The sequence below is a fragment of the Flavobacterium sp. DSR3-2 genome, assembly GCF_049896525.1.
GTDB lineage: Bacteria > Bacteroidota > Bacteroidia > Flavobacteriales > Flavobacteriaceae > Flavobacterium.
Genome location: NZ_JAFCUM010000002.1, coordinates 17247 through 33248, shown reverse-complemented (window position 1 = coordinate 33248; position 16002 = coordinate 17247). Strand labels below are relative to the sequence as shown.

The 16002-nt window shown below is 34.1% G+C and carries 17 protein-coding genes; 5 read left to right on the top strand and 12 right to left on the bottom strand.

The window, feature by feature from the left end; translation table 11 throughout:
- Positions 1-174 precede the first annotated feature (174 nt).
- The 3 genes from ACP7AV_RS03770 (at position 175) to ACP7AV_RS03760 (ending at position 2714) form a co-directional block, all read left to right on the top strand.
- Entirely contained in the window at positions 175-552 is a 378-nt protein-coding gene (locus ACP7AV_RS03770) for a GxxExxY protein (protein ID WP_426090825.1), read from the top strand.
- A 120-nt stretch (positions 553-672) separates the two neighbouring features.
- Positions 673-1815, top strand: coding sequence for a 2-iminoacetate synthase ThiH (gene thiH, locus ACP7AV_RS03765; protein WP_426090824.1), 1143 nt, complete (start codon positions 673-675; stop codon positions 1813-1815).
- A 188-nt stretch (positions 1816-2003) separates the two neighbouring features.
- A complete protein-coding gene (locus ACP7AV_RS03760) occupies positions 2004-2714 on the top strand; it encodes a HesA/MoeB/ThiF family protein (protein ID WP_426090823.1) in 711 nt (236 codons plus the stop codon).
- 3 nt (positions 2715-2717) lie between these two features.
- Here ACP7AV_RS03760 and aat read toward each other — a convergent pair whose 3' ends face one another.
- From aat to ACP7AV_RS03745, 3 genes are all read right to left on the bottom strand, one after another.
- The gene (aat, locus tag ACP7AV_RS03755) at positions 2718-3356 is read right to left on the bottom strand and encodes a leucyl/phenylalanyl-tRNA--protein transferase (RefSeq protein ID WP_426090822.1); all 639 of its coding nucleotides are present in this window, start codon (positions 3354-3356) and stop codon (positions 2718-2720) included.
- Positions 3357-3463: 107 nt separating this feature from the next.
- Positions 3464-3841 carry a DUF3127 domain-containing protein gene (locus tag ACP7AV_RS03750; protein WP_426062909.1) on the bottom strand — a complete coding sequence of 126 codons (378 nt, stop codon included), beginning with the start codon at positions 3839-3841 and terminating at the stop codon, positions 3464-3466.
- A 32-nt stretch (positions 3842-3873) separates the two neighbouring features.
- Positions 3874-4746 carry a flavin reductase family protein gene (locus ACP7AV_RS03745; RefSeq protein ID WP_426090821.1) on the bottom strand — a complete coding sequence of 291 codons (873 nt, stop codon included), beginning with the start codon at positions 4744-4746 and terminating at the stop codon, positions 3874-3876.
- A 172-nt stretch (positions 4747-4918) separates the two neighbouring features.
- Between ACP7AV_RS03745 and ACP7AV_RS03740 the strand changes: the two genes are divergently transcribed.
- Positions 4919-6064, top strand: a complete 1146-nt coding sequence (locus ACP7AV_RS03740) for a sensor histidine kinase (RefSeq protein WP_426090820.1) — start codon at positions 4919-4921, stop codon at positions 6062-6064.
- Position 6065: 1 nt separating this feature from the next.
- Here ACP7AV_RS03740 and ACP7AV_RS03735 read toward each other — a convergent pair whose 3' ends face one another.
- The 3 genes from ACP7AV_RS03735 to greA form a co-directional block, all read right to left on the bottom strand.
- The gene (locus tag ACP7AV_RS03735) at positions 6066-7232 is read right to left on the bottom strand and encodes a transglutaminase domain-containing protein (protein ID WP_426090819.1); all 1167 of its coding nucleotides are present in this window, start codon (positions 7230-7232) and stop codon (positions 6066-6068) included.
- Between the two features lie 99 nt (positions 7233-7331).
- Complete coding sequence (locus tag ACP7AV_RS03730) at positions 7332-7721, bottom strand: HIT family protein (RefSeq protein WP_426062905.1); 390 nt, start codon at positions 7719-7721, stop codon at positions 7332-7334.
- A gap of 34 nt (positions 7722-7755) precedes the next feature.
- Positions 7756-8232 carry a transcription elongation factor GreA gene (gene greA / locus ACP7AV_RS03725; RefSeq protein WP_426062904.1) on the bottom strand — a complete coding sequence of 159 codons (477 nt, stop codon included), beginning with the start codon at positions 8230-8232 and terminating at the stop codon, positions 7756-7758.
- A 162-nt stretch (positions 8233-8394) separates the two neighbouring features.
- Here greA and ACP7AV_RS03720 point away from each other — a divergent pair, with 162 nt between their 5' ends.
- Entirely contained in the window at positions 8395-8808 is a 414-nt protein-coding gene (locus ACP7AV_RS03720; RefSeq protein ID WP_426090818.1) for a hypothetical protein, read from the top strand.
- 90 nt (positions 8809-8898) lie between these two features.
- Here ACP7AV_RS03720 and ACP7AV_RS03715 read toward each other — a convergent pair whose 3' ends face one another.
- The 6 genes from ACP7AV_RS03715 to ACP7AV_RS03690 form a co-directional block, all read right to left on the bottom strand.
- A complete protein-coding gene (locus ACP7AV_RS03715) occupies positions 8899-9348 on the bottom strand; it encodes a hypothetical protein (protein WP_426062902.1) in 450 nt (149 codons plus the stop codon).
- A gap of 371 nt (positions 9349-9719) precedes the next feature.
- A complete protein-coding gene (locus tag ACP7AV_RS03710; RefSeq protein WP_426090817.1) occupies positions 9720-11888 on the bottom strand; it encodes a TonB-dependent receptor in 2169 nt (722 codons plus the stop codon).
- A gap of 265 nt (positions 11889-12153) precedes the next feature.
- Positions 12154-12558, bottom strand: coding sequence for an alternative ribosome rescue aminoacyl-tRNA hydrolase ArfB (gene arfB / locus ACP7AV_RS03705; protein WP_426090816.1), 405 nt, complete (start codon positions 12556-12558; stop codon positions 12154-12156).
- Between the two features lie 13 nt (positions 12559-12571).
- Positions 12572-14695, bottom strand: a complete 2124-nt coding sequence (locus ACP7AV_RS03700; protein ID WP_426090815.1) for a DUF4301 family protein — start codon at positions 14693-14695, stop codon at positions 12572-12574.
- Positions 14644-15279, bottom strand: coding sequence for a nicotinamide riboside transporter PnuC (gene pnuC, locus ACP7AV_RS03695; protein WP_426090814.1), 636 nt, complete (start codon positions 15277-15279; stop codon positions 14644-14646). The genes ACP7AV_RS03700 and pnuC overlap by 52 nt, the downstream gene beginning before the upstream one ends.
- Complete coding sequence (locus ACP7AV_RS03690) at positions 15279-15998, bottom strand: geranylgeranylglyceryl/heptaprenylglyceryl phosphate synthase (RefSeq protein ID WP_426090813.1); 720 nt, start codon at positions 15996-15998, stop codon at positions 15279-15281. Before ACP7AV_RS03690 ends, pnuC begins: the two co-directional genes overlap by 1 nt.
- Positions 15999-16002 lie beyond the last annotated feature (4 nt).

Genomic DNA, 16002 nt, shown 5'->3' with positions numbered 1-16002 from the left:
ATGAGTAATATGTTTTTAGTCAATTGACTAGAAAATGACTAAAAAAAATGGTACGCAGATGGGAAATAAAAAATTGGCTAAAATCCCTATAATCTGCGTGCAACAAAAATTTATAATCGTATTAAAATAACTACATTTAGTTTTTGATTAATACTAATTCTAAATTCTTAAAAAATGACCGAAAACGACATATCATTCAAAATAAGAGGAGCCATTTTCAAAGTGTACAACACTCTCGGTCCAGGATTATTTGAATCTGTTTACGAAAGTGCTTTGTATTATGAATTAACTAAAATAAATTTAAAAGTTGAAAGACAACTTGAAATCACTATTCCTTACGGCGAAATCATATTAGATGTTGCTTTTAAAATTGATTTATTAGTAGAAGACAAAGTAATTATTGAATTAAAATCTGTCGAAGATTTAGCACCTATTCACTATAAACAAATTACAAACTATTTAAAACTTACTGATAAAAAATTAGGCCTACTTGTCAATTTTAACACAGTCACTATTTTAGATGACATTAAAAGAATTGCAAATAAATTATAATTGAGAATAAAAGATTAGTACTCAGATTTTGCAAATAAAATTGACAAATCATAGAAAAATCTGCAAAAATCCGTAAAATCTGCGTGCCAAAAAACAGCATATTATTTTTACAAAAAAACTATGAAAACATTTAATTCGGTTTTTAACACCTATGATTGGGATAGTATTAAATCCAAAATATACGGCACAACAACACTTCAAGTTGAACAGGCTTTAGCCAAAAACAAACGCAGTCTCGATGATTTTTTGGCATTAGTTTCACCAGCTGCCAAACCTTACTTAGAGCAAATGGCACAGCTGACACATCAATTAACAAAAAAAAGATTTGGTAAAACGATTCAAATGTATGCTCCTTTATATTTAAGCAACGAATGCCAAAACATTTGTACGTATTGTGGGTTTAGTTTAGACAACAAAATAAAACGAAAAACGCTTACCGAAAATGAAATTACGCAAGAAATTGAGGTCCTGAAAAAAGCGGGATTTGATCATGCTTTGTTGGTTACTGGCGAAGCCAATCACACGGTAAATATCCATTATTTTCTAAAGGCAATTGCTCAAATAAGAAATGATTTCTCTACCATTTCAGCCGAAGTACAACCGCTTTCTACAGCAGAATATGAACAATTACACGGAGCGGGTGTTTATTCGATTTTAGTCTATCAAGAAACCTACCATCGTGATGTTTACAAGCAGTACCATACCAAAGGGAAGAAATCCAATTTTGATTTTCGTTTAGAAACACCCGATCGAGTAGGAACTGCGGGCATTCATAAAATAGGCTTGGGTGTCTTATTGGGATTGGAAGATTGGCGTACGGACAGTTTTTTTAATGCCTTGCATCTAGATTATTTACAAAAAACCTATTGGAAAACTAAATATGCGGTTTCATTCCCAAGATTACGACCGGCTGAAGGAGTTATTAAACCCAACTTTATCATGGATGATGCTGATTTGACCCAGCTCATTTGTGCCTATCGTTTGTGGAATGAAGACTTAGAAATTTCCCTGTCCACACGTGAAAACGAAAAATTTCGAGATAATATTATTCCAATTGGAATCACCAGTATGAGTGCCGGTTCCAAAACTAATCCTGGTGGTTATGTAGTTGATCCACAGTCCTTGGAACAATTTGAAATCAGCGATGAACGCTCTGCTGCCGAGATTGCAAAAATTATTTCCAGTAAAGGATACGAACCCGTTTGGAAGGATTGGGATAAAAATTTTAGTCAAAGGTCGAATTTCGAAAGTCAAAAAATTTAGTCAAAGGCTAAGAGTCAAGAGTCTAAAAGTTTAGAAAGCAACATGGGTCCACACCTCATATTTATTACTAATAGCAACCGACTTTAAAAAAGTTCTCCATTGCGCTCGAACTGACCTGTTTTTAACCTTTGAGTTTTCAACTTTATGACTTTTGACTTTATGACTTTTCAACTTTAAGACTAAAAAAAATGAGTATCATTCAAGATTTTTTACGATATAACCGCCAGATGATGCTGCCGGAAATAGGCGATTCCGGACAGGAAAAACTCAAAAAAGCTAAAGTTTTAGTGATTGGCGCAGGTGGATTGGGTTGTCCTATTTTACAGTATATAGCAACCGCCGGAGTAGGAACTATTGGCATCGTTGATTTTGACAAAATCGAATTGCACAACTTACACCGCCAAATTTTATATACGGAGAAACACGTTGGTCAATTAAAAGCAATTACGGCAAAATCAGTTTTGGAATCTTTAAATCCATTGATTGATATTGTTGCTTTTGAAGAAAAACTAACTATTGAAAATGCTATGCAAATCATCATGAATTTTGATGTAGTTGTGGATGGGAGTGATAATTTTACTACTCGCTATTTAGTAAACGATACCTGTGTGATCTTAGGAAAATCATTAGTTTACGGTAGCATTTTAAAATTTGAGGGACAAATGGCGGTTTTCAACTATTATGGAAATAAAAATCTTCGTGACTTATTCCCTGAACCACCAAATCCTAAAGATGTTCCTAATTGCAATTTTAATGGTGTATTAGGCACGCTTCCGGGAATTATTGGCACAATGATGGCGCAGGAGACGTTGAAACTGATTATGAATTTGCCAACATTGAAAAATGAATTGGTTCTTTTTAATACGTTGGATTGGAGTTTTAAGAAGCTGAAATTTTAAGCGTTATTTACCTTTTAACATTTCCATAAAATCTGTTCTGTCAATTTCCCTGCAACCCAAACTTTCGAGATGAGGATTATAAACCTGACAATCCAAGAGTTTATAATCTTCCTTTTTTAATTGGTTGACCAACGCTATAAAAGCCACTTTTGACGCATTTGATACTATTGAAAACATACTTTCACCACAAAAAACATGTCCCAAATCGATTCCGTATAAACCACCAACTAATACTTTATCTTGCCAGACCTCAACTGATTTTGCTATTCCTAATTCATGAAGTTTACAATAAGCTTCTATCATTTCATTGGTAATCCAAGTTCCGTTTTGACCGTCACGTTCTATATTTTGACAGTTTGAAATTACGTCTCTGAAATTTTGATTGAAAGTAACAGTGAAAATATTCCTATTCAGAATGTTTCGCATACTTTTTGAAACAATCAATTCATCCAAAAATAGCACCATTCTCGGATTTGGTGACCACCACATAATGGGTTCGCCTTCTTCAAACCATGGAAAGATGCCGCTTTTATAAGAAAGCTGCAATCGTTCCAAAGATAAATCTCCGCCAATGGCCAAAACGCCATCCCAATTAGCTTCGGAAACAGACGGAAAAAATAAATCTGAAGATAAATAATACATTTTTCAATTTCAAAAATTAATGGCAATCGCAATTTCAAAAAATAAAAAAGTCAGAAATTTAAGTAAAACTCAAACTTCTGACTTGTAACTTGTGACTTTTTTATCTCTTAAAATGGTAAATCGTCTGCTTCTTCTTCGTTTAGGTTTGTTGCTGGTGCAAATGCTTCAGCAGCTGGCATCGGAGGCATTTGTGCAGCAGTCGCTTCAGTCGATACTCTTTCTACTCTCCAACCTTGGATGGCGTTAAAATATTTAGTCACTCCTTGCGGATCAACCCATTCGCGTCCTCTCAAATTGATAGAAACTTTAACCGCTTCACCCACTTTAAAACTGTTTAATAAATCACACTTATCTTGTACAAATTCTACTAAAATATGTTGTGGATACTGTTCCTCAGTGGTTACAACTAATTCTCTTTTCAAGAAACTTCCGCTTCCCACATTTTTTGCATCCCCAAGCATTTTAATTTTTCCTGAAACTTCCATCTTCGTTGTTTTTAATGTTATTTATACTATTATTATTTTGCCAAAAGTAATTTCCAAGCCGATAAAACATCATTGTCATCCAGATATTTTTTTGCCGCCAAGTGTACTTTTTGCTTATCATCAGCGCTTAAAACTCCTTTTACAGCAAAATTCTGTTGTACAAATATACTAACTTCTTCTGGTGTAGGCAAGGCTTCTACATTCCCCAACATGCCTAAATCATTTCCGTTGAAAACCGGACTTTCTTTTACAAAATTAGGAATTGCATCCACTCCAATTCCTAATGTAGATAATGGTTTTGGCACGTCAAAAAGTCCTTGGTTCGATCTGGAATACCAATTGCCGCCTAATCTAGAAACCAAGTCAATTTTATATTGATCAATTGCTCTATTTTCGTCTAAAACAGACTCGTCAATATGAATACGAACTACTTCACAAAGCACTAAATTCCCAGCTCCACCCTCTGTCCCAAGCGGAATAATCTGAGTGACTTTACATTCAAATTGAACCGGCGATTCTTTTACTCGAAAGGGTTTTACTACCTCCGAAGCGATCGGCGTCAAGCCTGATTTTAAAAACTCATCAACACCATCAGCGTACTCCGTACTGGCCAAGGAAATCTGTTGAACCATATCATAATTTACCACATTAATGACTACTTCCCCAGTTGATTCAACATTAATTAACGTGTGTTTTATTGAATTGTCACGAACGCGTCTTGCGGGTGAAAATATAAGGATTGGGGGATTCGCACTGAACACATTAAAGAAACTAAAAGGCGACACATTTGAATTTCCTTTTGCATCCATGGTACTGGCAAAAGCAATAGGTCTTGGCCCCACTGAACATTGCAAATAACCCTGTAATTTCGCCGTTTCAATGCTTTTTGGATCAATAGTAATCATATATTTCAAAATTTGCTTAAGATACAAAAGTAGACAAATCGATTTAGTTTTTGCAGCAGAAGTCCCAATTTGAATAAAATTATGTGTGGATTTATTTTAAAAAAAAATCTTTAAGTAAAACTAAAATACTGCAGCATTTATTTCGTTACATTTATAATTCAAATTTTCATTTATGCAGTTTTCTGAAAGAAGAAATACAACCCGTTGGATTATAATTTTCGCCTCTTTTTTAATTATTTCACTGATACTTTGGAACACCTACACCTTTTTTCAAATTTTCAAAAATGAAGAACGATTAAAAATGAATCTTTGGGCACAAGCTCAAAAAACACTGATTAACGCTGGTGAAAATACAGATGTTGACCTTCCGCTTCAAATTTTTAGTGACAATACATCGATTCCTATTATACTCACAGAAAATGACAGCATTATAAACACCGTGAACATTGATGAGGTTATTGTAAAAAACAATAAAAAGGCAGTCGCATTTTTGTATGATTTAAAAAGCGAAAACGTGCCTATTGTTATTGAATATGTCCCCGGAAAATTTCAAAAACTCTATTATGGAAATTCGGCTTTACTGAATAAATTAAAATATTATCCCGTTGCTTTAGTGCTAATTATTGTGCTTTTTGGCGGTTTAGTTTACAATTTTTATCGAAGCACCAAAATGGCAACGCAAAACAAACTTTGGGCCGGTATGGCCAAAGAAACTGCACACCAGATCGGAACCCCACTCTCTTCACTAATTGGTTGGGTCGAACTTTTAAAATCCGAAAATGAAGATGAAAGCACCACTTTTGAAATTGAAAAAGACATTGAACGTTTGCAAACCATTACCGATCGTTTTTCGAAAATAGGCTCGGAACCCAAATTAGAAAACAAAGATATTGTAGCCGAAACACGGCAATCTTATGACTATTTACAATCCCGATTCTCCAAACAAATTGAGTTTTCGTTCACAGCGCCAAAAGCTCCTATTATGGTGTCCCTCAATCCCACCCTTCACAGTTGGACAATCGAAAATTTGGTAAAAAACGCCATCGATGCGATGAAAGGAAAAGGAAAATTAGCTTTAGAAATTGATCAAGAAGGAAATTATGTAAAAATAAACGTTTCAGATACCGGCGGTGGAATTAAAAAAAAACAGTTTAAAAGCATTTTTGAACCTGGCTTTACCACCAAAAAAAGAGGTTGGGGATTGGGACTTTCATTAACCAAAAGAATCGTGGAGGAATACCATAAAGGAACCATAAAAGTCTTAAATTCTGAAATTGGCAAAGGAACAACAATGCAAGTAAGTTTAAAAAAAATCTAACTTAACGAGCTCCTAAACGGGACACTTTATAGAACATCGTTTTTCTGACTGTTTTAGAGGAATTCAAATAGTCTTGCACGAAAGAAGAATGCTCTTCGGCTTGCGATACAGCTCCGCTTATAGATTTTTTGATGGAAGCTACATTTGAAGCATTCTCACTGCCCACTGAGCCAACTTTGTAAATATCATTTTGACATTTGGATAATTTTTCTCTTGGTGCTTCAATCATACGGTAAATTTCATCATCTGAAAAAACAGGGCTGAACTTATTGTTTCTATAACGGACAAAATTATTCAATAACACAACGGCCTCATTCATTTCATTCACAATTGAATTTAATTTTTCTATATTAGTACTGTGTTGTAAATAGATTAATTGTTTCTTTTTACCTTCATACCGTGCTGAAATCATGCCGTTGATCAATCCGTTTTTTTCGATTCGTTGTGCTGAAGCAAATAATTGATCAGCTTCAGACAAGCCATTATATTTGGCGATTTCCTTCCCAAAATCAAAGTATTTCTTGCTTGTATTGATTTGGATTTTACCTTCATAAAACTCCTTATTAGTAATAGGATAATTCGAAAATTGCCATAAATAGTCAAATGGAATATGGGAAGCGATTATTTTGGAAGGTTCTGCTTTAAAATAAGCATTATCTAATTTTTTATAAAATCTCCCATTATTGACATAACCTGAGCCCCAGGTTGGGTCAAAAACATACCATTTTTTATCGATTTTTGCGGCAATCCAAGCGTGAGCCAGCTCACTTACTTTTGCATTCTGTTTAGTGTATCCTTCAATTATATAGGATTGAATTCCTATTTTTTGGGAGAGATCATTAAAAACAGAGGCGTAATGAATACAAACGCCTTTTCTGGTTTTTAAAGCCCTTGTGATTTTTTGTTGTACCGTCTCGCTAAAATTTACTGCATACATTCCGGGAACATCATAACTGATATTAGATGACGTCCAATAATATGCAGCTCGGATTTTATCCGTTTCTGTTTTAAAATTTGCATTGATATACTTTGCAATTGCTTGGGTTGAAGTTGTCGCTTTCTCGGGAATAGCCGCCATTTTAGCATCAATCAAAGAATATTCAGTGTTGACCTGTCCAAAACTAAAAAGTGAGCAAAAGAAAGAAAGAAAGAAAAAAATGTTTTTCATAGTATAGAATGAAGGCTTCATAAATCAGAAAAGGGAACAGGTTTTCACCTATTCCCTTTTAAACGAAAACCATACCAAAATATTTTATTTCTGCAACTATTATAAATTGGTTTTTATACTTTCTGCCAAAGCTTCAAATTCGTCTTTGGACAGCGATACTTTATTGTGAAAACGCATTTCATCCATTTCATTCAACGGAATCAAATGAACGTGCGCATGAGGAACTTCAAGTCCTACAACTGCCATTCCGATTCGTTTACAAGGAACCGTTTTTTCAAGGGCAATTGCTATTTTCTTAGAAAACTGCATTAGTCCCGCATACAAATCATCTTCCATCTCAAAAATCTTATTTATTTCCTGTTTCGGAATACAAAGCGTGTGTCCTTTTGCATTTGGATTTACATCCAAAAAAGCCAAGAAATTTTCATCTTCAGCAATTTTGTAGCACGGAATTTCTCCGTTTATAATTTTTGTAAAAATACTTGACATTGTGAAAAAGGTTAATTGTTAAATCTTTCGCTGTTTAATCGCGTGAAATTTCTAAAATTTCAAATTTCAAAACACCGTTCGGAACCGTGATCTCAGCAAATTCTCCAACTGATTTTCCTAACAAACCTTTTCCAATAGGTGATGTAACCGAGATTTTACCTGTTTTTAAATCGGCTTCACTTTCGGCAACTAATGTATAAGTCATTTCCATTCCGTTGGTTTGGTTTTTAATTTTTACATTCGATAAAACCAATACTTTAGAAAGATCTAGGTGAGACTCATCAATTAATCGAGCGTTCGAATGTACGTCTTCTAATTTAGCAATACGCATTTCAAGCATGCCTTGTGCTTCCTTAGCCGCATCATACTCTGCGTTCTCAGAAAGATCGCCTTTATCTCTTGCTTCAGCTATATCCGCGGATGCTTTTGGACGCATTACGCTCTTTAAATAATCCAATTCTTCTCTTAATTTTTTTAAACCTTCTGCGGTGTAATACGATACTGTACTCATAAATTCCTCATTTATATAAATAGAAAAAATCCCATCAGGACGGGATTTCTTTCCACAAAGATATTATTATTTCTTTTTCGTCAATAAATATACGTTAATCATATATAATTCAAAGTTAAATAAATTAAATTTGTTTCACTAATACTTTGACACTATTTTAAAATGAAAAAAATTCTGTTGCTCTTCGTTGCTGTTCCTTTCTTTTTTTCGTGCAGTGATTCAGGTTTTGACAACACAAATCCTTTTGTCCCTAATTACACTTTTACGATAGATATTAATATGAATTTGCCAGCGTATTCGAATCTTAAATACGTAAGCAATTCGGTTTATTATCCCGGAATAGGCGCACGTGGCATTATTATTTTTAATAGCGGCAGTGGTTACAATGCTTTTGATGCCGCATGTCCCAATCAAGCGATAAGTTCTTGTTCTACCATGACCATAAATGGTATAAACGCCGTTTGCGCATGTGACACTGAAGAATACAGTTTATTTACTGGACAGGGGACACTAAAATATCCTATGAAGCAATATAGAGTTCAAGTCAACGGAACGTCACTTCGGGTTTATAATTAAACCAAAAAATCAGGAACGTTTAAAAACTTTTCGGATTTTTTAAAATGATGACAAAGCGCTTGTTTTAAAAGGGAAATATTATATTCTGAGTTACAATTTTGAATTATTTTTTTTGTCAAAAGTATATCTAATACCAAAAAGGCTTCTGATAATAACATCATCTTCAAACCTAAATTCTGGTGCCAGTTCGAAAATTATCGCTATTTTTTTAAAATCCTTGATTGGAAAAATTTCTAATACGGCTGGAATCACAAATGAATTCATTTGATCAGGACTACTAAAGGGACTCAAATTAATCCCAAATCCAATGGAGAATCTGTGGTATTCTTTAGTTTTAAAATTATAAAACACAGTACCTTCTACCGGCATATCTTCTAAATAATTGTTGGTAAAAATCTTTATTTCAAAACTTACTGCCTTGTTTTTATTGGTATTTATTCCCAAAGCATAATGAGAATATCCTGTTACAGCGATTTGCGAATAACTTTCAAGGCTTAGAGAAAACAAAATGATGATGAATAAAGGTTTGAAATTTTTCATTGTAATAGTGATTGAGATTATAAATAGTTTTTTGTTTAACCATTGTAAATTTCAAAAAAAAAATATAATTTAAAGAATTGCCTTGTTTAATTAACTAAAATTTAACAAGTTTAATTTTATACTCATATTTCTAACTATCTTACATTTTGGTGTTTAAATCCAATAGATTTAATTCTATTACTACGAGAATTCAAATCCTATAAGAACAAATTTTATTTTTCTGACAAATTTAAAACAGAATATTTTTTTTCTAAAAAAATAAAATTAACTTTCACATAGATTTGCATCAAAATTCCTTGCTAATAGTACTATTCAAAAAATCCTGACAGTTAAACTATCAGGATTTTTTTCATTATAACTGATATAATACGCTAAAACTTCAGTGTCAATCCGGCAAGAAAATTAATTCCCGCTTGCGGATAATAATACGGATAAATATCATACATATATCCATTAGAAACATATTTTTTGTCTAAAAAATTATTTACTAAACCCGTCAAAATAATCGATTTAAAAACCGATTTTGGCTTAAACTCAAACGCAACGTTCAAATCATTCACAAAATAATCTGCCAACTTTGCAGCCGGCAATTCGATATTATTCATGTATTGTTCCCCAACGAATTTTTGCAACCATGAAATATGAAGATTCTCTACTGGTGTATAAACCAAAATATTTCCTGCAATAATTGATGGTGAGTATGCGATTTCAGTAGTCCCATAATCCTGACCTTCAACTGCTAAATCAATATTTTTATTGGCACTCAACGTAAAATTAGGACGAATAATCAATTGGTCTGTTAACGCTATTGTAGCATCAACTTCCAACCCTAAACGATAACTTTTTTCGCTGTTGGAACGTATTGGAGCGCCTACATCATCTAAACTTCCTGTCAGAATCAACTGGTCTTTGTAGGCCATATAATAGACATTCGAATTGAATTGTACTTTCTCTGCAACATATCTCCAACCCAATTCAAAGTCATTCAGCTTTTCCGGCTTTACATTTCCGCCTTCATAATCACTCCTATTCGGTTCGCGATTGGCTCTGGCATAAGACAAATACACCGAATTTCCAGAATTGATTGTGTAAGTAAATCCCGTTTTGGGGTTAAAGAAATTAAAAGTATCATCCACAACTGTTGACTGAACTCCATTGGCTTTATAATTAACGGATCGGTATTGCAAATCTCCAAATAAGCTTAATTGCTCCGTGATTTGGTAATTAGCTTTCGCAAAAATATTTCCGTCCGTTTTAATGGCATAATCATCATAATAGCGATCTCCTAACTCACTCTGCGAGGCATTTCGTGCCCAAATCACTTTACCAAAATGATCGCCTTCGTACTTGTTCCATCCACCACCAAAAATAACATCCAGTTTTTCATCTTTATAATTAGCAGAAAAGGTAGTTCCGTAGAAATCATTTTCTAACCATTTCTGACGCACTAAATCCGTCGTTGTTACTGCGCCAGCGGGCTGTAATCCATAATCAGCAAAATCAGCGTCTTCTTTATAATTTTCGTAAAATCCTTTTCCTTTGGTGTAATGCAAAGCAAAATTAGTATTCCAGTTTTCAGATATTTTTTCGTTCCAATGCAACTGAGAGTGATCTTGCTGGTAATTGTCGGTTTCATTGTCATAAAAACGAGCATTTCCTTGTTCGTCCGTAAAAGCACCTGCTGAATTGAATGTTCGATCATTTTGCAGCGTTTCTGCATCTATTCCGTTCCAAGACTGATACGTTTTTTCGGCACCTCCAAAAACCAATGCTTTTATCAAAGTAGTTTTACCCACGTACGTTCCCTGCAGGAAATACGATTTCAAATCAGATGCTCCACGATCCACAAATCCATCCGACTTGATAGCCGATAGTCGTCCCGCGATTTCGAAATGATTGTTCATTAAACCTGTACTGAATTTTACGGTATGTTTCCTAGTGTTGAAACTTCCAAAAGAGTTGGAAAGTTCACCCGAGCTTTCTTTGGAAAAATTATCCGTAAGCATATTTAAACTGGCGCCAAAAGCACCCGCTCCGTTAGTTGATGTTCCTACGCCGCGTTGCAATTGCAAACTCTCCACTGATGATGCAAAATCAGGCATATTTACCCAATAGGTTCCATGACTTTCAGAATCATTGTACGGAATTCCGTTGATCGTAACATTTACTCTTGTGGCATCGCTACCACGAACCCGAATTCCGGTATATCCCACGCCATTTCCTGCATCAGAAGTCGTGACAACTGACGGTAAATAATTCATCAGAATAGGAATATCCTGTCCTAAATTTCGGAATTTGATTTCTTTTTTACCTAAATTGCTAAAACTTACCGGTGTTTTTGTAGTGACCCGCACTGCAGAAACCAAGACTTCATCAAGTTGGTTTACTTTTGAGGTGTCTTTTACTTGCGAAAAACAGAGAAAAGAAAACAGAAAAAAGAAAATGGAAAATAGACGAATCGAAAGTGAGTTTGAAGGTTTCGCCTTGGCGTTTTGTGCTTTTTTGCCTTTGTGGCCAATAATATAAAGTAAAGTATTCATCCGTAAAAAGATTACGAATAAAAGGGGTAATTATTCTTTTGTTAAATTAAAAAATGATTGTTTTCTATGACAAATAAAGTAGTGTGCACGCTATTTTTTTATCATTTTTTCCCTTAACAGCATTACCTGTTCAGGTTCGTTGGGTATAATCTCAGCTCGTTATTTAGAGCACCCCTTTGAGACAGCGCAAATTTAGAAAAGATTTTTAGATATTCAGATAGTTTGACCGTTAGATTTAGAAAAAAATTAAAACTAAAAATTACAATTAATTTAAATCTGGTTTCCTGCGATTTTTCTTGACCTCAGAAATATTCTTTTTATCCTTTATTCGCTTTCTAATTACTGATTTTGGAATTTTAGTGGGCTTTCTTTCCTTAGGAATAAATAATGCATTTTTAATCAATTCCAAAAATCGCTTAATTACAATTTCTTTATTTCTAAACTGACTTCGGTCTTCATCGCAATTCAAGATCAGAACAGCATCAGAAGTCAATCTGGAAGATAATTTGGTTGCAACCAACAGTTTTTCCTCATCCGTTAACCCCTGAGAATGGTGCACATCAAAACTTAATACCACTTTCGAGGAAACTTTATTTACGTTCTGGCCGCCAGCTCCACTGCTGCGTACTGCTTTGAAACTTAATTCAGATAAGATTTTATCGATTTCCATCGCAAGTGATTTTTTAAGATTGATGTGCAGGTTTCAACAAATCATTCACTGTTTTTACTGGATTAAAAGTAATCAAAGGCACCTGAACAAAAACCGTCAGCCAGTTTGCCATTGCGCCGTTCCACAAACCGGGTAATTCGTATCCTTTGATACTTTCGCCCGACACATTTTTTTCAACAATAAAACCGCTGTTGTTGTCCACAAATTGAGTCAGATCAAAATTCTCATTTTTATAATTTTTAATGCCACAAACTAAATCAACCGGATTGAAATGCGTAGCGGCATTCAGAATTGCCTTTTGAGTATCATTATCCAAATCGAATTGAGAACTTTCTACTATTTGTAATGAAATCCCTCCTAGATCATCCCGTACCCAAAATGGACCACCGCCAGGTTCTCCCTCGTTTTTCACCATTCCACATACACGTATTGGTCTGTTTAAAACCGTTTGCAGTTCCGTAATATTATTTTTCAAGCTATTGCAATAAAACCCATCCTTCATTGAAACATTTAAATTATCCTTCAAAAAAAGAATAATTTCATCTATTAATTCGGGTTCAATTGAAACAGAATCCAAAGCGTTTAAATAACTAAAAACCTTTTGCTGAATCCCTAATAATAACCCCGCCAAGCCTTTTTTGTAAAGAGAAATTTTCTCTAAATTATTTTGAATTACATTATCAATATTTTTGATAAACACAATATCAGCATCCAGATTATTCAAATTTTCAATCAAAGCTCCATGGCCTGCGGGTCTAAAAACTAATTGTCCGTTTTCATCTCGCAAAGGCTTATTTTTCGTAGTTACCGCAAGGGTATCTGTGCTTTTATTTTGATACGAATAACTAATATTTATTGTTACACCTGACTTATTTTCAATTTCAGGTTTAATGGTATCTATGATGTTTTCAAAATGTTGTTGCTGTGATTCTGAAACTGTAAAATGCAAATGAGAACTATTATTAGCACTTGAATAATGGGTGCATTCCAGCAAATGCTCTTCAACAGGAGTTGCGATATGGGTTTTATACTTGTGAAAAGGAAGAATGCCTTTTGGCTGATTCGCAAAATTAAAATAGTCCGATGACAAAAGTAATTTTATAAAATAGTAATTCTTAAAACTGCGGTCCAAAGAATCAAAATCTGTAAACTCCGCTCTCAGTTGCTTATCTATTGCTTCAAAAAAAGGAAATTGCTCCATTCCTACTATGAAAATAGAAAGTTTACTTGCTTTTTTTCGGTTAATGTAAGCGTTTATCGATTCGTTTTCAATATCAAATTCATTAATAAATTCCGTCAAAAACTTAAACATTCTGCTGGCTGCCCCAGAAGCTGGAACAAATTTGTTTAATTTTAGGTTTAATTTATGGGCATCAAAAAAATTAGCTTTTTCTTGAAAATCTTTTTCAGATAATTTCAAAATACCATTTGACAATGTTGCCGGATAAATGACATCCGCTTTTGGTATTCCCTCTTTAAAAAAATTCAATTGCTTTTGAATATTTTTCATTAGAATTCCACACTCCTTTATATATACAAAATCAGCTGATGAAAACCCTAATTCTCTCGCTAAATTCAAATCATCGATAATAGCAATTGCTTTTTGAAGTCGCAAATCCTTGTTTCCGGAAAGTGTTATGAATGGCTTATTATTATCGATCAATGATTGCTTAAACACAGCAAAAACAGACTCTCTGCCTTCGGCTTTGTCTCTCAAGTCGTCTCTTTCCCAAGGCACATCAATGTCCGTTAGAAAAAACAAATCATACTCGTGATTGCGAGCCGCTTCATTCAACAACGGGTCACAATAGTTATAATATACCTCCGAAAAAACTTTAGTCACCATTAAATTAGTATCACAAAAAAGATATTTATTGGCAATCAGCGTTCGCTCATTTTCTAATTTGGCTTGACCATAAGCAATTGAAAGCATGTCGTCAACAGTACATATTTGTTGAATTGAGTTCCATTTTTCTTGTAAATAATCGCGTGCAAACTCAGGAACCCATTCGGTTTTATAATATTCCGCAAGTTGTTTGGCCAATGTGGTTTTGCCAGTACTTTCGGGACCAAAAAGAGCAATTTTTATAATTTCTGTGGTTCCAGTTTGCTGGAGTTGTCTGAGATTTTCTTCCATTCTAAATAGCCAAAAATGGCAACTACTGTAAATACTATGTATTGAAAACTGGTAAAAGTATAGCCTTTTGCAAAATATAACGGAATGGAAATTACATCTCCAACAATCCAAAATATCCAATTTTCTACTTTTCTTTTGGCCATCAGCCACATTCCCACAAAGAAAATCCCTGTAATGAATGTATCTATATAGGCATACCAAGTGGTGAATTTATCAAAATAATAATAAACTGAAACAACGAAGGCGACAGTAAATATAAAAAGAATTATTGCAATTCGTTTTTCTGAACTCGAAATTTTTGAAATGGGAAATTCTTCAGTATCCCCTTTTTTGCGAGTCCAATGATACCAGCCATAAATACTCATAACAAAATAATAGCCATTTATCATCATATCTCCCCATAGCGTCCATTTCCATAGCAAATATACAAATATGGATGTACTTACTAATCCGGTTGGGAAAACTAAAATATTATCTTTTTTGGCGTACCAAACACTCAACAATCCAAAAATGACAGCTATAATTTCCAATATAATGTCTAATGTTGGATATTCGCTGTATTGTGAAAAAAAATAATCTATCATTAATTATGGTTAAAAAAATTAATATCCTTTTCAAAAGCAGTTCCTATAATTACTAAATCAGCTCCGAAGTCATACGCATTCTTGATTCCCTGCAAATCTACGATTCCGCCGCCAACGAGTAATGGAACTTTAATATTTTGAGCAATTAATGTAATCATTTCAAGCGGAACGGCTTGTTTCGCACCGCTTCCCGCCTCTAAATAAATCAACTTATTGCCTAACATTTCGCCTGCTTGTGCGGTTGCCAACACTAAATCTAAATTTCTCCGGTCTAAAGGCTTGGTTTTACTTACGCGTTCTACCGCTGTTTCTGTGCCACTGTCTATGAGAATATATCCCGTTGAAATAATTTCAAGTTTGGTTTGTTTTAAAATGGGCGCGGCTTTTACTTGATGTTCGATTAAATAATCCGGATTACGACCAGAGATTAATGATAAAAACAAAATCGCATCGGCTTTATCTGAAATCTGGGAAGGATTTCCAGGAAAAAGAACTACTGGCAAATTACAGTTTTGTTTAATTTTTACAATTAGTTCGTCTAGAATAGTAGTTGTAACCTGGCTTCCGCCAATGAAAATATGAGTTGCCGGCGATTGATTTATTTTTGAAATTAAATCGGATAAATTTTCCAAAACTACTTTATCAGGATCCAGAAGAATCGCCAGAAGTTTTTGACGTTCGACTTTAGATTGAATGATTTCGTTATAAATGTTTGTCATTTTT